Source organism: Nocardioides sp. Soil796 (assembly GCF_001429525.1).
Classification (GTDB): domain Bacteria; phylum Actinomycetota; class Actinomycetes; order Propionibacteriales; family Nocardioidaceae; genus Nocardioides.
The window spans coordinates 694,690-714,549 of record NZ_LMSQ01000019.1; the positions used below are offsets into that span (position 1 = coordinate 694,690).

The window sequence follows — 19,860 nt, forward strand, 5'->3', positions numbered from 1 at the left end:
CCATGACCCGCACACGTGAAGCGATCGTCGTCGGCGCCGGCCTGGGTGGCATCGGCATCGCCATCCAGCTCAAGCGCCTGGGCATCGAGGACTTCGAGATCCTCGAGCGCAACGACGACCTGGGCGGCACCTGGCACGTCAACCACTACCCCGGCCTGGCCGTCGACATCCCCTCGGTGACCTACTCGTTCTCCTTCGAGCCCAACCCGCACTGGTCGCGGTGGTACGCACCCGGTGCGGAGCTGAAGAAGTACTGCGAGCACGTCGCCGAGAAGTACGACGTACGCCGGCACATGCGCTTCGACACCGGCGTCGAGAGCGCGCGCTGGGACGACGACTCGGGTGAGTGGCACGTTCAGCTGGCCGACGGCAGCACCGAGCGTTCGACGTACCTCATCGTGGCGACGGGCTTCCTGTCCCAGCCGAAGGTGCCCGACATCGAGGGCATCGAGACGTTCACCGGCAAGGTCATCCACAGCACCGAGTGGGACCACGACTACGACTTCACCGGCAAGCGGGCCGGGCTGATCGGCACCGGCGCGACCGGCGTGCAGCTGATTCCCGAGGTGGCCGAGCGGGCCGCCGAGCTGACCGTCTACCAGCGCACCGCGATCTGGGTGACACCCAAGCTCGACTTCGCGATGCCCGGCCTGGCCAGGCGCGCCTTCGGTGCGGTTCCCCTGACCCAGCGGGCGGCGCGGCTGTGGAACTCCACCGTGCTCGAGGCGCTGCTCGCCGGGGTGGTCAACTTCCGCCGCCTCAGGCCTGCGGTGAAGGCGGCCGAGCGGATCGGGCGGCGACACCTGGCCCGCAGCATCAGCGACCCCGAGCTGCGCCGCAGGCTGACACCCGACTACGACTTCGGGTGCAAGCGGCCGACGTTCTCCAACTCCTACTACCCGACGTTCAACAAGCCGCACGTGCACCTGGAGACCGGCGGCATCGCCCGCGTCGACGGCGACTCGATCATCACCGAGGACGGCACCCGCACCGAGATCGACGTGCTGGTGCTGGCCACCGGCTTCAGCCTCTGGCAGACGAACTTCCCGGCGTTCGAGGTGATCGGGCGTGACGGGGTGAACCTCGGCAAGCACTGGCGCAACACCAGGTTCGCGTCCTACCAAGGCATCACGGTGGCGAAGTTCCCCAACTACCTGCACCTCGCGGCGCCGTACTCCTATGCGGGCCTGTCGTTCTTCACCACGATCGAGGCCCAGATGAAGCACGTCGACCGGCTCTTCGGCGAGCTGCGACGTCGTCAGGCGACCCGCTTCGAGGTGACCGAGTCCGCCGCCGACGCGTTCACCGACAGGATGCAGCGTCGCATCGACGACTCCGTCTGGACGCTGGGCGACTGCGCCACCTCGCGCAGCTACTACTTCAACGAGCAGGGCGAGGCGACTCTGGCCCGGCCGACCACGACCTGGCAGAACCACCGCGAGCAGGAGACGTTCCCTCTCGACGACTACGACTACGCCTGACCGGCGCCGTCACACCCTAGGGATACCGCCGGTCAGCGAACGGGACGATCTTCGCCTGGCTCGGACCGAACTTGAGGTATTCGATGTTGTAGCCCCACCACCCCTCCGCGTTGCGGGTTTCCCTGGGCCCGACTCCTCGGTCGAGCTGCACGTTGGCGAGGGCCGAGTTGTAGTCGATGACGATCTCGTTGTCGCCATCGACCAGATATTCACTGATGTCCGCGACGGGGTCCATCCAGTTCACACCGCCAGTGAACTGGTTCTCGCCCACCAACGGGACCTGCCGTCCGGTGCCGTCGTCGATGGTCGACTTGCCGACTCCGCCGACGTCTCGCTTCACCTTCGTGGGGTTGGTGCTGACACGTCCGCCGACCTTGCGACCGTTGATCCAGACGTCCATGCTCTCCTCGAGCGAGTCACCGAAGTCGAGGTAGGCACCGCTGGCCGCATCCGCGTCCCAGTCGAATGTGGCCTCGTAGTGGCCGGTTCCTGAGACCGCCTTGCCCACCTCGGGAATGTCGTTCCAGGTCTTCAAGGTGTCCAACTCCACATTGATCGGGGTGGTGACCGTCGAGGTCTTCCGGTTGGTCGTCGTCACGCCGTCGACGGTCTCGGTGCGGACCAGGTCGCCGACGGTGGGGCTCGGTCTCCACGAGTTCACGGTGAGGTCCCAGTCGGTGATGTCGTAGGAATCCGGGACGATCACGGTGTCGCGATAGGTCTTGCCGTTGCTGAGCTCCGTGGTGACCTCGCCGCTCTTCGTTGCCCGCACAGTCACGCCCTTCGCAACGGCGTACGACGAGTCCGCGTCAGTGGAGACGATGTGGAGCTTCTCCTTGCTGACCTTCTCGAAGGCCATCAGGGCGATGTTGTTGTAGTCGAGGTCGACCGGAACGACAGTCTTGCCGTCCTGCCAGCGATACCCGGCCAACTCGGTGGCCTCGCCCGTCCACGCGTCGATCGTGTAGGGAACGAACGTGCCCTGCATCTCGATGTCGGTCTTGATGTTGGTGCCGGGGTTGGGAGAGTCCCGCACCTCGGGACGCAGACTCTTGTCCCGGTAGGAACCGTCGTCGTAGTTGTAGACATACAGATACCGGTTGCCCTCCTTGTCCTCGCGCGTCTGGCTGAGCAGCTGCTCATTGGGCTCCGAATATCCCGCGTACGGCGAGACACCGAGCTCCTGCAACTTCTCGAGGACGTTGTCGCTGTAGCCGCCGGGAGTGGTGCTGAAGTAGTCGATGTCGTCGTCGACCGTCGCCTGCCTGACCGTCGGCAGCTCCAACATCTCGTCCATGACCTTTTTCAGGGCGCGGTCCAAGCCATCGTTGAACGGCGTCCGCGATGCGGCGTCATCAAGGACGACGACCTTGAGACCCCTCTTGGCCCAGTTGAGCAGCCGCCTGGCCCCGTCCATGTCGAGCCAGTCCTGATAGAGCACGACGGCCTTGTAGCCGGCCTTCTCGATGGTCTTGGTCCGCTGATCGAAGTGGACGTCGTCGTCGAACAGGAACCTCGGGCTGAAGTAGTCATAGGTGTAGCCGTTGTCCTGCAGTTCCGTCGAGCGATAGTGGATGCCTTGGTGCGCACGCTGCCAGTTCATCGCCTGGTTGTTGCTCCCGGTGCCTCCACCAAATGCCAAGCCGTGAACGAACTTCTGCGTCACGAAACCGACGTCGGCGCGAGACTTGCCCGTCTGCATGAGCTGCTGGACGCGCCCAAGGTGCGCATTGAGCTCGTCGTAGTTCGCCGACGACGGCGCCCGTGTCGACACCAGGGTGAAGTCGCCACGAGTCACGTAGCCCGGCCACTGGTAGTTGCCGTACCCGAAACCGGAAGTCCAGATGTGCCAGATGGTCCGCTGCATGCCAGCGGCGAACTGCGAGTAGGCATCCTCGAGACGCAGCTGATGCGTGCCGTTCCACGCGAACTGCAGGGCAGTGGTCTCCGACGAGAGCACCTTGTTCTCCAACTTGGCGCCGCCCGTCCAATAGCGGAACATGTCGACCTGGTTGTACTGGTTCCGGTTCTCAGCCTCGGGATAGTCCACATCCATCGCCGGCTCTGACATCTCGATCGGCTGGCCGTACGAGATCTGCGCTCGGGTCTCGATGCCCACCGAGTTCAGCCACTCCTTCATGGGCTGCAGCATCCGCTCGCGGTAGAGCTGGGTCATGACGTCCTGCCAGTCGTTGATGATCCGCTGGCGGCGGTCTTCGTCGCCGTCCAGCTTGTAGGTTCCAGCGGTCGCGACCCGGTGGTAGGGGTTGCTCCAGACATTGCCCACACCGTTGACGAGGAACAGGTAGGGCGTGATGTCGTAACCCTTACGTTCCTTGAACTCCGCGGCCATGTCCTCGGCCCACCAGGTGAACCCGTCGCCCGTGCTCATCTCGAGCGAGTCCATGAACAGCTGCACGTCGCCGTCCAGGATCTTGCGCCGCAGTGCGGGGTCGGCGAGATAGGGCTCTTCCCAGAACCTCCGCAGGGCATCCACCCCTCGCTCGTCGAAGTAGTTGGTGGCATAACTGGGCTCCGCGGACGGGCTGGAGGACTGGTAGGTCCCCTGGGTCCACAGGCCGAAGACCCGGTAGGTGCCGTCGGGGGGAGCGGTCCAGTCGAGATTCTGCGTCCACACATCGGCGCCCTGGGTGAGCTCGGGCACCAGGTCGATGAAGCTGTCCGGGTCGACAGTGTTTCCGTTCACGACCTTGTATGCGTAGGCACTGACGAACGTGGCGCCGGCCTTTCGCGCGTTCTGCCCCGGCGCCGGTAGCGCCGTCAACTTCTGGCCGGGGGCGACCGTGCCGGTTCCGAGGGTCAGGTTCTGCATGGCCGACTGGCTGGCCGGGTCCATCCCGGGCACGTTCGAGGTTGACCAGTTCGTGCCGGACGTGAGGTAGACACCCATGCCCAGGTCGAGGAGCTTGTTCATCATCAAGTTCCACTTGTGGGTCCACATCTCGGTGCCGTACGCATACACGTCGTTCGGCGCGGCGGTGTCGTCCTGCATGCACAGTTCGACACCCCTGAACCCCGCGTCATAGAGGGCCTGGATCTCTTCGAGCAGGGTCTCGTCGGTGGCCGAGGCGTCGCCCAACCACCAGCGCACGTCGGTGCTGAACACCCGGTCAGGGTCGACGTACTTGCCCTCGAGTTGCTGCTCGAACGAACGGTCCCCGGCGGCTACCGAGGCACCCGCTGGTTGTCCACCATACGGCTGCGACACCGCCGCGGACGTTCGCTGCGGTTCCAGGGCGGTGGCAGTCAGGGGCGTCACCACCGTCAGCGCCAGTGCGGCGGCGAGGAGCCACCTGGACGCTGATGCCGGCCTCGTGTCGGGTGTCCTCATGATGGCTGACCACTGACCCTTCTTCTGCTGGTGGAATGTCTACGAAATGATTCGTTTCAATTCACCGGCACAGTAGGCACTGGTGGATGTCGACCACAAGCAGTTGGCCGACATCGGTCACCTACGTCGATCGTTTCAAGACCGACGACCACGCCTGACCCGGCGCCGTCACGGACAGGCGGAGGAGGAGGCCCGTGGCAGCGCCGGTCGGTCAGACGAGAACTTCCACCGGCGCGACCGACAGCGCGTGGCCGAACCCGTCTATCACCGCGGTGAGGCCGGGGAGTGCCTCGCCGCTGATCGTGGTCACGCCGTCGCGGTCGGCCTCGATGAACGAGTCGACCACCAGGAACCCTTGTACGACGTGGCGGGNCGCCCATCGACTGGAGCACCGGCCGCAGCGCGTAGTCGAGGGCGAGGGCGTGCGCCAGCGAGCCACCGGTGGCCAGCGGCAGCACCACCTTGCCGGCCAGTGCGAACTGCGGGAGCAGGTCCAGCCAGGCCTTGAGCAGACCCGTGTAGGCCGCCTTGTAGACCGGCGTCGCGATCACCACGCCGTCCGCCCAGGCCAGCTGCGCGATCGACTCGGCGATCTCCGGGTCCTCGGTGTTGCCGGCCAGCAGGGCATCCGCCGGCAGGTCGAGGACGCGCAGGTCACGAAGCTCGTGGCCGTCCTCCTCGACGGCAGCCGCGACGTGCGAGAGCAGCCGGGCCGACCGCGAGACCACCTTGGGTGAGCCGCTGACGGTGAGGATGCGGCTCATCGGGCTCCCCGCCCTTCCGGCCGGCGCCGCAAGGAGGCATCGGTGATCGCCGGGTGCTGCCAACCCTCGTCGGCCACGTTGTACGTCGTACCCGGCGGGACGATCTCGTCGATCCGGTCGAGGATGTCGTCGGTCAGCGTGATCTTGTCGGCGCCGAGCGCGGCCTCGAGGTGCTCGTGGGTGCGCGGTCCGATGATCGCCGACGTGACCGCCGGGTGCTGCAGCACGAAGGCGAGTGCCAGGTGGATCAACGTCAGTCCGTTCTCCTCCGCCAGGTCGGTCAGGTCGAGCACCGTCTCGAGCTTGCGGGCGTTGTCTGCCCGCGTCGGGTCGTGGCGGGCCGGCTGGCGACCGGCGCGCGTCGAGGTGGGTGCGGTGATCGCGTCGCGGTTGTAGCGGCCAGACAACCAGCCACCGGCCAGCGGGCTCCACGGCAGCACGCCCAGGCCGTACTGCTCGGCGACCGGCAGCACCTCGCGCTCGACGTGTCGCACCAGCAGGGAGTACGGCGGCTGCTCGGTCACGGGACGTTCCCTGCCCCGGGCGTGTGCGACGTGCTGCGCCTCGACGATCTGGGACGGCTGGAAGGTCGACGTACCGACGTAGCGGATCTTGCCCTGGTGCACGAGGTCGCTCAGCGCCCCGAGCGTCTCGTCGATGTCAGTGTCGGGCTCCGGGCGGTGCACCTGGTAGAGGTCGATCCAGTCCGTCTGCAGCCGGCGCAGGCTGTTCTCCACCTCACGGATGATCCAACGGCGCGAGTTGCCGAACTCGTTGACGTCCTCCCCCAGCCGGCCGTGGAACTTGGTGGCGAGGACGACGTTGTCGCGGCGACCCTTCAGCGCCTTGCCGACGATCTCCTCGGACTCGCCCTGGGAGTAGACGTCGGCGGTGTCGACGAGATTGATGCCCGAGTCCAGGGCCCGGTGGATGATCGCGATCGAGTCGTCGTGGTCGGGATTGCCGTGGCCGCCGAACATCATGGTTCCCAGCGTCAGCGGGCTGACCTTGAGGCCGGTGCGGCCCAGCGGTCGGTAGTCGGTCATGCGAGGTTCCTCTCGAGTGCTGTCTCAGCGGTGTAGAGGCTGTCCGGTCGGGACAGCCCGTAGTGGTCGCGCAGGGTGGTGCCGGCGTACTCACTGCGGAACAGGCCACGCTCGACCAGGATCGGCACGACGTGGTCGACGAAGGCCTCCAGCCCGGAGGGCAGGACGGCCGGCATGATGTTGAAGCCGTCGGCGGCGCCGGCGTCGAACCAGCCCTGGATCGCGTCGGCGACCTGCTCGGGAGTGCCGGTGAAGGTGCGGTGTCCGCGGCCTCCGCCGAGTCGCCCGATCAGCTGCCGCACGGTGAGGTTCTCACTGCGGGCCAGGGTGACGATCAGCGTGTAGCGGCTCTTCGCGCCCTCGATCTCGTCCTCGCCGGGGAGGTCGGCGGGCAACGGCCTGTCGAGCTGCAGTTGCTCCGGTGAGACGCGGAGGGTGCGGGCCAGCTGCGCGACGGCGTACTCGGGCACGATCAGCTCGTCGAGCTGCAACTCCTGGGCCAGCGCCTCGGCCTCGGTGGACCCGATCACCGGCACGATGCCGGGCAGGATCTTGATCGTGTCGGGGTCTCGGCCGGCGGCGGTGGTGCGCTGCTTGAGGTCGGCGTAGAACGCCTGCGCCTCCGAAAGGGACTGTTGCGCGGTGAAGACCGCTTCGGCGTACTTCGCGGCCAGCCCCTTGCCGTCCTCCGACGACCCGGCCTGCACGATCAGCGGGTGGCCCTGCGGGGAACGCGGGGTGTTCAGCGGCCCGCGCACCTTGAAGAACCGCCCCTCGTGGTCGATCGGGCGCACCTTCGCCTGGTCGCCCCAGACACCGGCCGCCTTGTCGAGCACGGCCGCGTCGTCGTCCCAGCTGTCCCACAGCTTGCGGGCGACGTCCAGGAACTCCGCGGCCCTTTCGTAGCGCTCGCTGTGCACCGGCTGGTCGTCGAGACCGAAGTTCTTCGCCGCCTCCGGCCCCGCGGTGGTCACCACGTTCCACCCGGCCCGGCCACCACTGGCGTGGTCGACCGAGGCGAAGCGACGGGCCAGGTTGTAGGGGTCGTTGTACGTCGTGGAGGCGGTGGCGATCAGGCCGATCCGCTCGGTGGCCGCAGCGATGGCGGTCAGCAGGACGGTCGGCTCGAGGGTGCCGCTCGGTCGTCGTCCGACCTGACCCCAGAGCACCGGTGAGTCGGCGAAGAAGATCGAGTCGAGCTTGCCGCGCTCGGCGATCTGCGCCAGCCGCTGGAAGTGCGCGATGTCGGTGTTGGACGTCGGGTCGCTCTCCGGCAGCCGCCATGACGCCTCGTGGTGGCCGGTGCTCATCAGGAAGGCGTTGAGGTGGAGCTGTCTTCTGGTCTGGCGGGTCATGCCGATTCCCTTCTCAGGTCGGACGCGGTGGTCTCGCCGACCCCGAGGGTGGCGAGCAGTTCCTTGCGGATCGCGGCGAACCGCGGGTCGGACGGGTCCCGGTCGCCGTCGAGGTCGATGACCTGCTCGACGGCGATGCGTCCGTGGTCGAGGACGACGACCCGGTCGGCGAGCTTGATCGCCTCGTCGACGTCGTGGGTGACCAGCAGCACGGAGGGCTGGTGGGCGCGGTGCAGCTTGCGCAGCAGCTCGTGCATCTTCAACCTGGTAAGGGCATCGAGGGCGCCGAACGGCTCGTCGGCGAGCAACAGCTTGGGGTCGCGCACCAGGGACCTGGCCAGTGCCGCGCGTTGCTGCTCGCCTCCGGAGAGCTCGTGAGGCCAGGCCCCCTCCCGCCCTTCCAGGCCGACCTCGCGGAGCGCCGTTCGACCGGCGTCACGGGCCGCCTTGCCGCGTTGGCCGAGGGTAGTGTTGTCGAGCACCCGGGCCCACGGCAGCAGACGGGAGTCCTGGAAGACCACGGCCCGCTCCGCCGGCACGACGATCCGGCCGCTGCCGGAGACCGCGCGGTCGAGGCCGGCCAGGGCTCGCAGCAACGTGCTCTTGCCGCAGCCGCTGGGGCCGAGGAGCGCGACGAACTCGCCCTCCTCGATGGTCAGGTCGACGCCGTTGAGCACGCCCTTCGGGCCGAAGCCGCGGACCAGGCTCTCGACGACCACGGGTGCGGTGGTGGGCCTCAGCCCAGAGTGCGCTGCCATCGCAGGGCCCTCCTCTCGATCAGGCGGACGGCGCCGTCGGAGAGCAGGCCCAGCAGTCCGTAGACGACGAGACCGACGACGATGATCTCGGTCTGTCCGTAGGTGCGGGCGAGCTCCATCATGTAGCCGATGCCGCTGGTGGCGTTGATCTGTTCGACGACGACCAGGGAGATCCAGGCGCCGGTGACCGCGAAGCGAAGGCCGAGCAGGAAGCCGGGCAGCGCACCGGGCAGGACCACACGTCGCAGGAAGTCGGTCCGCGACAGGTCCACGGTCTGGGCCAGCTCGACGTACCGCAGGTCGATCTTGCGCAACGCAGAGTGGGTCTGGAGATAGATCGGCACGAAGGCGCCGAGGGCGATCGTGTAGATCTTCATGTTCTCGCCGATGCCGAACCACAGGACCAGCAAGGGGATCAGGGCCAGCGACGGAATGGCTCGCTTGATCTGCACGGGCCCGTCGATGACCGCCTCGCCGAACCGGCTGAGCCCGCTCACGAGGGCGAGCAGCAGTCCGACGACCACCCCGAGGGCGAGGCCGTACGTCGCCCGCTCGGCCGAGACCTTGAGGTTGTCCTGGAGCCGGCCGTCGGCGATCAGCTCGCGAGCCGTCGACCAGACCGTCCACGGCTCGGAGAGGATGCGCGGGTCGAGGACGCCGGACCACGAGGCCAGGAACCACGCGCCCAGGAGGAGCAGCGGGCCGATCAGGCCCGAGAGCCTGATCGGAGCGCCGGGGCCCAGCTTGCGGGCGAGTGGCCGCTGGTCGACGGTGAGCTCGACCGGCTTGCCCTCGGGTGGCGCCACCTCGGGCGGGGTGATCACCGCGGTCACGAGATCTTGCCCGTCTCGTAGGCGGTGCCGCCGAGCTTCTCGAAGCGCCGGTCCCAGAGCACGGCGGCGTCGAACTCCTTCTGGTCGGTCTCGCGGGCCAGGAGGTCGACGGTGGCCTGGTGGTCCGTGATGTGCTGGCTCCAGTCCGTCGGGATCTCCGGGTGGCCGGTCGCCTTGATGAGGTACTCGCCGTCCTCCTTCGACAGGCCCTGGTCCTTCTCGTAGTAGCCCTCGAGCCATTCCTTGGGGTGCTCGTCGATCCACTTCTGCGCAATCGCCCACCGCTGCACGTACTCACGGATCGCGGCGGCCTTGTACTCGTCCTCGAGCGAGCTCTTCAGGACGTAGAGGTGGCTGGGATCGTCGCGCAGGCCATGGCGGATCGTGGTCGCGCCGTCCTTGCCGTAGTTGGCCAGGTAGCGCTTGATCTGGGTGCTGCCGAGCGGTGCCACGTCGACCTCGCCGGCGGCCAGCGCGGTCGCGTAGACGTCACCGGTGCTGGGCAGCTCGACGAGCTTCACGTCGTCCTGCTCGAGACCGGCCTTCTCCAGGACCCGCAGGATGAGCGCGCCCTGGGCCTGGCCCGGGCTGTAGGCGATCTTCTTGCCGCGCAGGTCCTCCAGCGTCTTCACGTCGGCGCCGGGCTTGATGCCGAGCTCGTAGATCGGGTGCTCGATGGGGTCCTGGCGGTACTTCGCGGCCACGATCTTCACGTCGAGGCCGGTCCAGTGGGCGTGGATCGGCGGGATGTCGGCCACCGCGCCGACGTCGAGCGCCTTGGCCCGGAAGGCCTCCGTGGTCTGCGGCCCGCCACTGATCTGGGCGAACTCGATGTCGAAGCTGAACTTGTCCTTCTGCCCGGACAGCTCGAAGGCGACCTCCGTGGTCGGGTCTCCGACGACCAGCTTGGTCTCCTTCGGCGCGCTGGTCGGCAGCGGCTCGTCGAGCCCGAGGTGCGGGCCGGCGGCGGCTTCGTCGCAGGCCCCGGTCAGTGCGAGCAGGGGGAAGAGTGCGGCCACGGCGATGAGGCGCCACGGGCGGATGGGTCGGGACATGGGTGTTCCTTTGCAGGTGCGTGCGGGAGAGGCGCCGTACGACGCCGGCGCGGGCGCCCTGCGTGAGTTCGCCCGTCGCCGGCGTACGGCGGAGAGAGGCCTGCGCCGCGACGGGTGCAGGCGGCCGGCTGACCAGTCGGAGTTGATGGTCAGCGGCGAGAGTGGACCGAGGGGTCAGCGACAGACCGCGCTGGCGACACCCATGAGGTCGACCGCGCGGCGCTGGGTGAGGAGAGCGCTGCGGTTCATGCCTCCATACAACAGTAAATTAGTAGTCTTTGTCGAGTTAAAGACCGGATCATGAGATCGACGTCCGGCATCCGACCCGGAATCCGTGCCGGACGGCGTACGTTGCACCGACATGACCACCCTCGCAGTGACCGGCTCGACCGGCGCCCTCGGCGGAACCGTCGCCCGCCTCCTCACCGATCTCGCACCGCGCCTGATCGTCCGCGACGCCTCACGGGCACCGACCCTCCCGGGCAGCACCGTCGCCGTGGCGTCGTACGACGACGCAGTGGCGGCCGAGACTGCGCTGCGCGGTGTCGACGTGCTCTTCATGGTCTCGGCGGCCGAGTCGTCCACTCGGCGCGCGGAGCACCGCACGTTCATCGCGGCGGCCGCAGCCGCCGGGGTGCGCCACATCGTCTACACGTCGTTCGCGGGTGCGGCAGCGGACGCCACGTTCACCCTGGGCCGCGACCACCACGACGCCGAGGCCGCGATTCGCGAGTCCGGCATGGACTTCACGCTGCTGCGCGACAACTTCTACCTCGACGTACTGCCATTCTTCGCCGACGATTCGGGCGCGATCCGCGGGCCCGCGGGGAACGGTCGAGTCGCCGCGGTGGCCCGCGCCGACGTGGCCGACGTCGCGGCCGTCGTGCTCCGCGCACCACACGAGCACCGCAACGTCGCGTACGAGCTGACCGGCCCGGAGGCGCTCACCCTCGACGAGGTCGCGGCCCGCGCCGGCATCGTGCTCGGCCGCGAGCTGCGTTACGAGGAGGAGACCCTCGGGGAGGCCTATGCCTCGCGGCGCGCGGCGTACGACGTCGGGCAGTGGCAGCTCGACGCCTGGGTGAGCACCTACACCGCGATCGCCGACGGCTCCACCTCACGTGTCACCGGCGATGTCGAACGGCTCACCGGCCACCCGGCCCGCACCCTCGAACAGGCACTCTCCTAGAGGTCCTCGCCGTCGGCGCGGCGCACGTAGCTGTGGCCGTCGGGCAGGAACTTCGCCATGTGTCCCTCGAGCATGCGGTGCGCGGCCTCGGTGTAGATGCGGTCGTGGATGGCCAGGTTGAGCGGCGCATCCACCGCGCGGGTGAAGTCGATCGCCTCGGACACCTTCAGCCACGGGGCACTCGACGGCACCAGCAGCACGTCGACCCGCTGGTCGGGCAGGGTCAGCGCGTCACCGGGGTGGTAGACCGACTGCCCCTCGGACTCCACGACGTAGCCCGAGTTGAAGAACCGCGGGAACTCCGGGTGGATCACCGCGTGCAGCTCCCCCACGGCGCGCACCGGCAGGCCGGCGTCGAACGACTGGCCGGGCTCCACCACGGTGACCCGCTCGGCGACATCGGGCGCGTGCTCACGGATCTGCGCGGCCACGGCCTCGATGGTGAAGATCGGCGCGTCGGTGGCCCTGAGCCGACTCGCGTCGTAGTGGTCGGCATGCTCGTGGGTGATCAGCACGGCGGTGGCTCCGTCGACCGCCGAGGGTTCGGTGAACATTCCGGGGTCGAACACCAGGGCCTGGCCGCCGGCCTCGAGACGGACGCAGGCATGACCGAACTTCGTGATGCGCATGGCCCCACATTACGACCGGCGGCGGCACGCTGACGGCCGAATCAATTTCGGCCCAGTGTCGATTTGCGCCGGGTTCGCGCGTCATCACGGTGACAGACTGACCAGCGGAGAGAGGATCACACCATGACCAGGTACGTCGTACTCCTGCCCGGCGACGAGGCCAGTTGGGAGAACGCCACCGAAGAGGCGCGCCAACAGGTCTACGGACTTCACGAGGAGTTCGCGAGGCAGCTGGCCGAGCGCGGGCACACGATCGTCTCCGGCGCCGAGCTGACGCACTCGCGGGAGGCCAAGGTCGTCCGCCGCAGCGGCGAGCAGGTCGAGATCACCGACGGTCCGTACGCCGAGAGCGTGGAGCAGCTGACCGGGTTCTACATGATCGACAGCGACGACCTCGACGACCTGCTCCAGGTGGTCGCAGTTCTCGCCCCGACCGGCGGCGACGAACCGGTCGACATGGCCCACGCGCCCATCGAGGTGCGGGCCACGACGCATGAGGCGTCGGAGTGAAGATCCTCGTGCTGCTCGCCGAGCGTGATCCCGATGCGTGGCTGACCGCCTCGGAGGCCGACCGCACGGCCGGCTTCGACGCGCATCGGGCGTTCGACAAGGCGATCAAGGAACGCGGCGAGATCGTCGCCGCGGCGGCACTCGACGCGACGTCCACGGCCCGCACACTGCGCGCCGGCGTGCTCACCGAGGGGCCGTACGCCGAGAGCGTGGAGCAGCTGACCGGCTTCTACCTGATCGACGTCCCGTCCGTGGAAGACGCCCTCGAGCTGACCCGCATCCTGCCGGAGAACTACACGATCGAGGTGCGGCCCGCCGTCAAGATCGAGGGCTACGACGAGGAGTGAACGACGTCCTGGCGCAGGTCTGGCGCGACGAGTGGGGCCGGTTGCTGGCCCTGCTCGTCACCCAGTACCGACGCCTCGACCTGGCCGAGGACGGTCTCGGCGACGCCTTCGAGGCCGCGGCACGCACCTGGCCGGGCGACGGCGTACCGACGAATCCGCCTGCCTGGCTGTTGACCGCAGCCCGTCGACGCATCCTCGACCGGCTGCGTGCGGAGGCCGTCGCGGCGCGCAAGCTGCCACTGCTGGCGGTCGATTCCGACGCGGAGGAGTTGGTGGACATGGACGAGGTGCCCGACGAGCGCCTGCGCCTCGTGTTGCTGTGCGCCCACCCCTCCCTGCCGCGCGAGGCGGCCGCCGCGCTGACCCTGCGGCTGGTGCTGGGCGTGTCGACCGCCGACATCGCCCGCCTCTTCCTGGTGAGTACGCCGACCATGGCCGCACGTCTCACGCGGGCAAGGAAACGGCTCGCGAACGAACGCTTCGAGGTGCCCGACGACCTGGCCGAGCGGGTCGGGGTCGTGGCCGACGTGGCCTACCTGGCGTTCACCGCCGGCTACGCGCCCGGGTCCGGCGCCGACGTGCTGCGCGCGGATGTGTCGGGTGAGGCGATCCGACTGGTGCGCGTGTTGCGCTCCCTGCTGCCGGGCTCGGGCGACTGGTCCGACCTCGACGCACTGCTGGCACTGATGCTGATCCAGCACTCGCGGCGCGACGCCCGGGTGGCCGACGGGGAGTTGGTGCTCCTGCCCGACCAGGACCGCACCCGATGGCACCGGGACGAGATCGCGGAGGCCCTGCAGCTGTTGCTCCCGTTGGCCATGCGGCCCGCCACCTCCTACCTGCTCCAGGGGTTGATCGCCGCCGAGCATGCGGTGGCGGCGACCGCGGCCGACACCGACTGGTCGCGGATCGCCGGCCACTACGCCGAGCTCGAGCACCTGACCGGGTCCCCCGTCGTACGCCTCAACCGGGCGATCGCCGTGGCCGAGGCGGACGGGCCGCTGGCCGGGTTGGCCGTGCTCGACGGGCTCGAGCTGCCCGGTCACCGCCTGCCGGGCGCGCGGGCCGAGCTGCTGTCCCGCGCGGGGCGGACCGAGGAGGCCCGCCAGGAGTTCGACCGGGCGATCGACCTGTGCGACAACGACGCCGAGCGCTCCCACCTCGTCGCACGTCGCGCAATGTCCGATACTCCCTGACGTTCCGGTCCACCGATCGGGATACTCCCTGACGTTTCGGTCCTCGCGTCAGGTGTGTCAGGCGGTGAGGCCACCGTCGACGACCAGCACCTGGCCGGTGATGTAGGTGTTGGCCGGGTCGGTCAGGAACAGCACGGCCCGCGCCACGTCGGAGGGCTCGCCGAGGCGGCCGGCCGGCGTACGACGCGTGATCTGGGTCAGCTGCGTCTCATCGAGGCCGTGGCTCATCTCGGTGCGCAGGTAGCCCGGCGCGACGCTGTTCACCGTGATGCCGCGCGAACCCAGCTCGCGGGCCAGGCCCCGGGTCATGCCGTCGAGGGCGGCCTTGGTCGCGCTGTACATCGAGAGCCCTCGGTAGCCCGACATCCCGACCACCGAGGACACGTTGACGATCGAGCCGGAGCGGCGGGCCAGCATCACGCGCGAGGCGGCGCGGGTGACGTACGCCGTGCCCTTGATGTTGAGGTCGACGACCTGGTCGATCTGGTCGTCGCTGAACAACGCGATCACGCCCTCGGGGGCGACACCGGCGTTGTTGACGAGCACGTCGATGCGCCCGCGGCGACGCGCGACGTCCTTCACCCAGGCGTCGGCGGCCGCGGAGTCGGAGACGTCGACCGAGGCGAAGCCGAAGTGGTCGGGGAACTCCTTGGCCCACAGGTCGACCTGGTCGGTGGCGGACCGCGAGCAGGTCTCGACGACGTACCCGGCGGCGAGGTAGGCCTCGACCAGCCCGGCGCCGAGGCCCTTGCTGCCGCCGGTGATCAGGGCGACGCGGGTCTCTTCGGGTGCGGTCACGGTTCCATCCTTCTCACTGTTTTCTGGCCCTGCGTGGCGATGGCCTCGACAAGGGTGATGCTGCGCGGGTGCCACGCGCGGGGCAGGTCGGCGACGGCGGCCTTGACCTGCCGTCGCAGTTCTTCCTCGTCGGTGCCGTTCACGGCGACGACCTCGGCCGCCACGATCGCACCGGTGAGCTTGTTGGCGCGACCGAACACCCGCGCCGCCGCCACCGAGGGCAGCGCGATGATCGCGTTCTCCACAGGCAGCGGGTGCACCTTGACCCCGCCGACGTTGATCACGTCGGAGTCGCGGCCACGGAACTCGACGCGGTCGCCGACGATCTCCACGAGGTCGCCGGTGGGCTTCCACGCGTCGTCGGCCGGGACGTCGGGGCGCCCCGCGTAGCCGAGCATTCCGGCCGTACGCCGGACGTGCAGCTCGCCGTCGACGATCTTCAGGTGGGCCTCGGGATTCTCGACGGAGACGAGCTTGTCGACGCCGAACCCGGCCCGGCCGTCACCGACCGAGACAATCGAGCCGAACTCGGTCGAGGCATAGACCTGCGAGATGCGCGCGGTCGGGAAGGTGCGCTCGAGGTCGGCCAGGAGGTCCGGTGGGATCGCCTCGCCGCCGAGGGTGATCTGCTCCAGCTCCGGGAGCTCGACGCCGCGGCTGCGAGCCTCGGTCAGCAGGAACCGCCAGTATGTCGGGGTGGCGCTCACACAGGTCACGTCGTGCTGCAGCAGCGCGTCGAGCCCGTCGCGCGGTTGACGCGGGAACGGCGCGACCAGGGTCGCCTGCGCGGCCACGACGTGCTGGAGCACCTGGATGCCGGCGAACTGCTGGGGCCCGTAGGCCAGCAGCCAGCGCTGGTGCGGTCGCGGGGCCACGGCCTCGACGGTGCGGGCCAGGATCTCCCAGTCGTGCCGGGCCGCCTTGGGCTCGCCGGTCGTGCCGGTCGTCCTGATCAACACCCGACCCGTCGCTTGTTTCGGTCGACCCGTCGCTTGTTCTGAAACTGGCGACGGGTCGATGAGAACTGGCGACGGGTCGATGAAGACTGGCGACGGGTCGGCGAGTTCGAGGAGGTCCGGGCGGCGGGTCACGACGAGCGTGTGGTCGAACGCGGCCAACTGGGGCAGGAGCTCACCGACAGGGGTGTCGGGCTGGTACTGGCAGGCCTCGACGCCGGCCAGCGCCGCGCCGGCCAGCAGCCGCAGGACCCACGCGGCGTCCGGCTCCACGATCGCGACCCGACGCACGCCTGCCAGACGAATTGGCGACGGGTCACCAACAACTGGCGACGGGTCGACACGAACTGGCGACGGGTCGGCGAAGGCGGCGGCCACGGCGTGGGCGTCACGCAGGAGCTCGGCATACGTCAGGGAACCCTCGGGCGTGACCACCGCGACCTGGTCGGGCGCGGCAGCCGCGGCACGCGAGAGGAGTCGGATCATGCGGGCGCAGCGACCTCGTAGAACGCCAGGATGTCGCCGACGGTCTGCGGCAGCTCATCACCGGAGGAGAACGGGTCGTTGCCGAACTCGTCCTCGAGCATGGCGGACAGCTCGGCCGCCTCGAGGGAGTCGAGCTCGAGCCCGTCGCCGTACAGGCCGGTGGTCGGGGAGACGTCGTCGGTGCTCTTGTCGGCACGCGTGAGGAACTGCGTGATCACCGCGAGGGTCTTGTCCTGATCGGTCACGGTCGGGCCTTCCTTCTGAGGGTCAAGTGTGTGGGTCACTGCGACGCCTTTGTCGCGGCGAGTATTCCGTAGCCGAGGGTGCCGTCGTTCCAGAACGCCTCGAGCACGTGCGTGGCCTGCACGAAGTCGGTGACGCCCTGTTCGCCGAGGAGGCCGGTGAGGGTGTCGGTGTGAGCGTCGACATTGGCACGCCACGCGGCGAAGGTGGGCAGGGTCTCGGCGGAGACGTCGGTCGCCTCCAGCACGGTCATGCCGAGCGCCTCGAGACGCGAGGCGTAGTCCTCGAGTGGCTCCATGTGCGCGTCGCCGAACGCGGCACGCAGGGTCGCGAAGTCGTGGCGCCGGTCGCGCACCTCGAGGAACGGGATCTCGCGCTTGCGGATGATGTCGCACAGCACCAGCCGACCCTCAGGGGCCAGCACGCGCACCGACTCCGACAGCAGGCCGGCCCGGTCACGCATCAGGTGCGAGGACTCCAGCGCCCACACCACGTCGTACGACGAGTCGGGCAGCCCGTTCGACGTCCCGTCACGCTGCTCGAAGCGGGCGTCGACACCGCGGGAGCGGGCCAGCGCGGTGGCCGCTGCGACTCCGCTGGCCGACGTCGTGATGCCGAGGACCTTCGCCCCGAGCTGCTCCGCCAGGTCGCACGACTGGCGGCCGGTGCCGCACCCGATGTCGAGCACGCGGTCGCCCTCGCCGATTCCGGCCAGCTCGAGCATCTCGGAGGTCAGCGCACCGGTCGCCACGTCGAGCGCGGTGGTCGGCGTCGCGAAGTGCCCGTAGTGGAACTCCTCGCCCATGATCAGCGTCCACGCCTCGTGCACGCGGTCATAGTGCGCGGCGGGCTGGGTGCTCATGCGGGTGCTCCTTGGCTGGTCGTGAGGCGGACTCTGGTTTCGAGATGGTCGCAGAACGACCCCCTCAACCAGCGGGGGTTTGTGGATATGGTGTCGCGGTGCGCCTCGCCCTTGCCGTCCTGATGATCGTGCTGCCCCAGCGCCTCAAGCACCTGCTGGCCCGTCATGTGCTGAAGTGGGACGTCGACCCCACGGCGTACATCGGGCGCAGCCTGGTCATGGTCCGCAAGGTCACCCTCGGGCCGGGCTCCAGCATCGGCCCGATGAACATCATCCGCGACCTCGAGGAGCTGCGGCTCGGGGAGGGCGCGAGCATCGCGACCCGCAACCGGATCGCCGGGATCCCGCTGGCCTCCACGGTGTTCAAGAAGCCGAACCGCAACCCGAGCCTGGTCCTCGGCGACTACGCGATGATCACGGTGGCCCACGAGCTCGACTGCTCCGACCTCATCGAGCTCAAGGAGTACGCCGTGGTGGCGGGCTTCCGCTGTTCGATCCTGACCCACAACCTGAACCTCGTGAAGGACCGCTTCGAGAGCAAGCCGGTGGTGCTCGGCGCGCGCAGCGTGGTGATGTCGAACTGCACCCTGCTCAGCAGCAGCGTGCCGGACCGCTCGATCATCTCGGCCGGCTCGGTCGTCACGACTCCGTTGACCACGAACCTGACGCTCTACCGCGGCAACCCGGCCGAGGCAGTCCGTTCGCTGCCGGAGAGCCTGAAGTTCTTCCACCGCGTGGGCCTGCAGGCGCAGATCGCCGACGAGGTCGCGGCGCTGAAGAAGGAGACGCTGCAGGGAGAGGTGTGAGTCAGCGGACAGCAAGCTGCAGGATCTCCTCGAACTTGTCGGCGCAGCCGTCGAGCGCGAACTCCTGCTCGGCCAGGAAGCGCGACTTCTCCCCGAGCTCGTCGCGCAGCTCCCGATCGGCGATGACCTCGCGCACCCACTCCGCAGCGGCCGGCAGCGACTCGGCATCGGGCGGCAGGACGCAGCCGTCGACCGACGCGATCATGCCGGCGGCCAGGTTCTCCGAGGGCATCAGGCCGAGCACCGGGCGTCCCGCACACAGGTAGGACAGCGTCTTGGAGGGTACCGAGAACGCGCCGGCGTCCTGCTCGAGCAGCACCACCAGAAGGTCGCCCGAGCCGAGCACCTCCGGCAGCCGGTCGTAGGGCTGGAACGGCAGCAGGGTCAGGGGGACGTCGAGGCGCGCCGCGGCGTCACGGAGCACGTCGACCGCGGGGCCCTCGTTGACCACCACGAGGCGCACCGGCTGGCCGCCGTCGATGACCTCACGGGCCAGGCCGACCAGCAACGCCGGGTTGTGCTTGAGGCCGAGCGTGCCGGAGTAGAGCAGCGTCTTCACGTCGTCGAGCTCGTGGTCGACGGCCCAGTCGTTCTTGCGGTCGACCGGGTAGATCTCGTCGAGCGGCGCCCAGTTGGGGATCACCGTCGTCTTGTCGGAGGTGCCCCACTGGCGGTGCACGTCGAGGAACGACTCGGCGATCACGACCACGGCTGCCGCGCGCCGGGAGCACCACTTCTCCCCGGCCTCAATCGCCTTGCCCACAAGGGCAAACCCACGCGAGAGCTGCTTGCCGGCGAACGACTTGATGGCCACCGCCTGCACGTCCTGGTGCCACAGCACCCACGGCGTGCGGCGTACGAGGAGGAACGCCGCGAAGACCACCAGGGTCGGGATGGGGGCGTTGGCCACCATCACCGTGTCGGGACGTTCGGCGCGGGCCAGCCGGGCCAGCTCGAGGCCGAACCGCAGCTCCTGGACGAGGCGGCGGGCGAAGGCGAGCTTCTCGATCTTCTCGCCCTGGCCGATCGGCCGGAACCGGAGCGTCTCCCCCGCCTCCGCGGCCAGGTGGCCCTTGCCCGAGCTGTAGGCGTCGCACCACGAGTGGGTCACGTCGTGGCCGCGCCCGGCCAGCTCGCGGCTGAGCTCGACCTGGAAGGGGTGTCCGGCGTAGTCGTGGACGAGGACGCGCATGA

18 protein-coding genes and 1 pseudogene are annotated in these 19,860 nt (G+C 68.9%); 6 read left to right on the forward strand and 13 right to left on the reverse strand.

Annotation, left to right across the window (positions count from 1 at the left end; translation table 11 throughout):
• The first annotated feature begins 2 nt into the window (after window positions 1-2).
• Complete coding sequence (locus tag ASH02_RS20485; protein ID WP_056682657.1) at window positions 3-1,481, forward strand: flavin-containing monooxygenase; 1,479 nt, start codon at window positions 3-5, stop codon at window positions 1,479-1,481.
• A gap of 16 nt (window positions 1,482-1,497) precedes the next feature.
• On the opposite strand, the gene ASH02_RS20490 is transcribed toward ASH02_RS20485, so the two are convergent.
• From ASH02_RS20490 to ASH02_RS20520, 7 genes and pseudogenes are all read right to left on the reverse strand, one after another.
• Window positions 1,498-4,608, reverse strand: a complete 3,111-nt coding sequence (locus ASH02_RS20490; protein ID WP_200959208.1) for a glycosyl hydrolase — start codon at window positions 4,606-4,608, stop codon at window positions 1,498-1,500.
• A 598-nt stretch (window positions 4,609-5,206) separates the two neighbouring features.
• A pseudogene (ssuE, locus tag ASH02_RS27605) lies at window positions 5,207-5,597 on the reverse strand (NADPH-dependent FMN reductase); the annotation flags it as partial.
• Window positions 5,594-6,643: an aldo/keto reductase gene (locus tag ASH02_RS20500; protein ID WP_056682667.1), complete on the reverse strand. Its 1,050-nt coding sequence runs from the start codon at window positions 6,641-6,643 to the stop codon at window positions 5,594-5,596. The gene ASH02_RS20500 and the pseudogene ssuE, both read right to left, overlap by 4 nt.
• Window positions 6,640-7,998: an LLM class flavin-dependent oxidoreductase gene (locus ASH02_RS20505; protein WP_056682670.1), complete on the reverse strand. Its 1,359-nt coding sequence runs from the start codon at window positions 7,996-7,998 to the stop codon at window positions 6,640-6,642. The genes ASH02_RS20500 and ASH02_RS20505 overlap by 4 nt, the downstream gene beginning before the upstream one ends.
• On the reverse strand, window positions 7,995-8,756 hold the full coding sequence (locus ASH02_RS20510; RefSeq protein ID WP_056682673.1) for an ABC transporter ATP-binding protein: 762 nt from the start codon (window positions 8,754-8,756) through the stop codon (window positions 7,995-7,997). Before ASH02_RS20510 ends, ASH02_RS20505 begins: the two co-directional genes overlap by 4 nt.
• On the reverse strand, window positions 8,735-9,589 hold the full coding sequence (locus tag ASH02_RS20515; protein ID WP_082563843.1) for an ABC transporter permease: 855 nt from the start codon (window positions 9,587-9,589) through the stop codon (window positions 8,735-8,737). The genes ASH02_RS20510 and ASH02_RS20515 overlap by 22 nt, the downstream gene beginning before the upstream one ends.
• Window positions 9,586-10,644 (reverse strand): ABC transporter substrate-binding protein, encoded by a 1,059-nt coding sequence (locus ASH02_RS20520; protein WP_056682676.1) that lies wholly within the window; start codon window positions 10,642-10,644, stop codon window positions 9,586-9,588. The genes ASH02_RS20515 and ASH02_RS20520 overlap by 4 nt, the downstream gene beginning before the upstream one ends.
• Window positions 10,645-11,005: 361 nt before the next feature.
• Between ASH02_RS20520 and ASH02_RS20525 the strand changes: the two genes are divergently transcribed.
• Window positions 11,006-11,833 (forward strand): NAD(P)H-binding protein, encoded by an 828-nt coding sequence (locus tag ASH02_RS20525; RefSeq protein WP_056685025.1) that lies wholly within the window; start codon window positions 11,006-11,008, stop codon window positions 11,831-11,833.
• Here the strand turns inward: ASH02_RS20525 and ASH02_RS20530 are convergent.
• Window positions 11,830-12,462: an MBL fold metallo-hydrolase gene (locus ASH02_RS20530; RefSeq protein WP_056682679.1), complete on the reverse strand. Its 633-nt coding sequence runs from the start codon at window positions 12,460-12,462 to the stop codon at window positions 11,830-11,832. The two genes, ASH02_RS20525 and ASH02_RS20530, sit on opposite strands and share 4 nt — an antisense overlap.
• 123 nt (window positions 12,463-12,585) lie before the next feature.
• Here ASH02_RS20530 and ASH02_RS20535 point away from each other — a divergent pair, with 123 nt between their 5' ends.
• Genes ASH02_RS20535 through ASH02_RS20545 form a run of 3 tightly spaced genes read left to right on the forward strand, consistent with a single transcriptional unit; the run spans window position 12,586 to window position 14,515 of the window.
• Window positions 12,586-12,972 carry a YciI family protein gene (locus tag ASH02_RS20535; protein ID WP_082563844.1) on the forward strand — a complete coding sequence of 129 codons (387 nt, stop codon included), beginning with the start codon at window positions 12,586-12,588 and terminating at the stop codon, window positions 12,970-12,972.
• Window positions 12,969-13,319 carry a YciI family protein gene (locus ASH02_RS20540; protein WP_056682681.1) on the forward strand — a complete coding sequence of 117 codons (351 nt, stop codon included), beginning with the start codon at window positions 12,969-12,971 and terminating at the stop codon, window positions 13,317-13,319. Before ASH02_RS20535 ends, ASH02_RS20540 begins: the two co-directional genes overlap by 4 nt.
• On the forward strand, window positions 13,316-14,515 hold the full coding sequence (locus ASH02_RS20545) for an RNA polymerase sigma factor (protein ID WP_056682683.1): 1,200 nt from the start codon (window positions 13,316-13,318) through the stop codon (window positions 14,513-14,515). The genes ASH02_RS20540 and ASH02_RS20545 overlap by 4 nt, the downstream gene beginning before the upstream one ends.
• Before the next feature lie 57 nt (window positions 14,516-14,572).
• Here ASH02_RS20545 and ASH02_RS20550 read toward each other — a convergent pair whose 3' ends face one another.
• The 4 genes from ASH02_RS20550 to ASH02_RS20565 are packed head-to-tail and all read right to left on the reverse strand — an operon-like array spanning window position 14,573 to window position 17,860.
• Window positions 14,573-15,313 carry an SDR family NAD(P)-dependent oxidoreductase gene (locus ASH02_RS20550; protein ID WP_056682689.1) on the reverse strand — a complete coding sequence of 247 codons (741 nt, stop codon included), beginning with the start codon at window positions 15,311-15,313 and terminating at the stop codon, window positions 14,573-14,575.
• The gene (locus tag ASH02_RS20555; RefSeq protein ID WP_057295382.1) at window positions 15,310-16,755 is read right to left on the reverse strand and encodes an AMP-binding protein; all 1,446 of its coding nucleotides are present in this window, start codon (window positions 16,753-16,755) and stop codon (window positions 15,310-15,312) included. Before ASH02_RS20555 ends, ASH02_RS20550 begins: the two co-directional genes overlap by 4 nt.
• Window positions 16,752-17,000, reverse strand: coding sequence for a phosphopantetheine-binding protein (locus ASH02_RS26465; protein WP_056682699.1), 249 nt, complete (start codon window positions 16,998-17,000; stop codon window positions 16,752-16,754). The genes ASH02_RS20555 and ASH02_RS26465 overlap by 4 nt, the downstream gene beginning before the upstream one ends.
• Window positions 17,001-17,035: 35 nt before the next feature.
• Window positions 17,036-17,860, reverse strand: a complete 825-nt coding sequence (locus ASH02_RS20565) for an SAM-dependent methyltransferase (protein WP_056682703.1) — start codon at window positions 17,858-17,860, stop codon at window positions 17,036-17,038.
• 98 nt (window positions 17,861-17,958) lie between these two features.
• Between ASH02_RS20565 and ASH02_RS20570 the strand changes: the two genes are divergently transcribed.
• Window positions 17,959-18,666 (forward strand): hypothetical protein, encoded by a 708-nt coding sequence (locus ASH02_RS20570; protein WP_056682705.1) that lies wholly within the window; start codon window positions 17,959-17,961, stop codon window positions 18,664-18,666.
• 1 nt (window position 18,667) lies between these two features.
• Here ASH02_RS20570 and ASH02_RS20575 read toward each other — a convergent pair whose 3' ends face one another.
• Window positions 18,668-19,858 carry a glycosyltransferase family 4 protein gene (locus ASH02_RS20575; RefSeq protein ID WP_056682706.1) on the reverse strand — a complete coding sequence of 397 codons (1,191 nt, stop codon included), beginning with the start codon at window positions 19,856-19,858 and terminating at the stop codon, window positions 18,668-18,670.
• Between the last annotated feature and the right edge of the window lie 2 nt (window positions 19,859-19,860).

Bases quoted from the DNA above. Each gene is read 5' to 3' on its own strand.
- ASH02_RS20485 (WP_056682657.1), top strand. From the start codon at position 3: ATGACCCGCACACGTGAAGCGATCGTCGTCGGCGCCGGCCTGGGTGGC.
- ASH02_RS20500 (WP_056682667.1), bottom strand. From the start codon at position 6,643: ATGACCGACTACCGACCGCTGGGCCGCACCGGCCTCAAGGTCAGCCCG.
- ASH02_RS20505 (WP_056682670.1), bottom strand. From the start codon at position 7,998: ATGACCCGCCAGACCAGAAGACAGCTCCACCTCAACGCCTTCCTGATG.
- ASH02_RS20510 (WP_056682673.1), bottom strand. From the start codon at position 8,756: ATGGCAGCGCACTCTGGGCTGAGGCCCACCACCGCACCCGTGGTCGTC.
- ASH02_RS20520 (WP_056682676.1), bottom strand. From the start codon at position 10,644: ATGTCCCGACCCATCCGCCCGTGGCGCCTCATCGCCGTGGCCGCACTC.
- ASH02_RS20525 (WP_056685025.1), top strand. From the start codon at position 11,006: ATGACCACCCTCGCAGTGACCGGCTCGACCGGCGCCCTCGGCGGAACC.
- ASH02_RS20530 (WP_056682679.1), bottom strand. From the start codon at position 12,462: ATGCGCATCACGAAGTTCGGTCATGCCTGCGTCCGTCTCGAGGCCGGC.
- ASH02_RS20535 (WP_082563844.1), top strand. From the start codon at position 12,586: ATGACCAGGTACGTCGTACTCCTGCCCGGCGACGAGGCCAGTTGGGAG.
- ASH02_RS20555 (WP_057295382.1), bottom strand. From the start codon at position 16,755: ATGATCCGACTCCTCTCGCGTGCCGCGGCTGCCGCGCCCGACCAGGTC.
- ASH02_RS20565 (WP_056682703.1), bottom strand. From the start codon at position 17,860: ATGAGCACCCAGCCCGCCGCGCACTATGACCGCGTGCACGAGGCGTGG.
- ASH02_RS20575 (WP_056682706.1), bottom strand. From the start codon at position 19,858: ATGCGCGTCCTCGTCCACGACTACGCCGGACACCCCTTCCAGGTCGAG.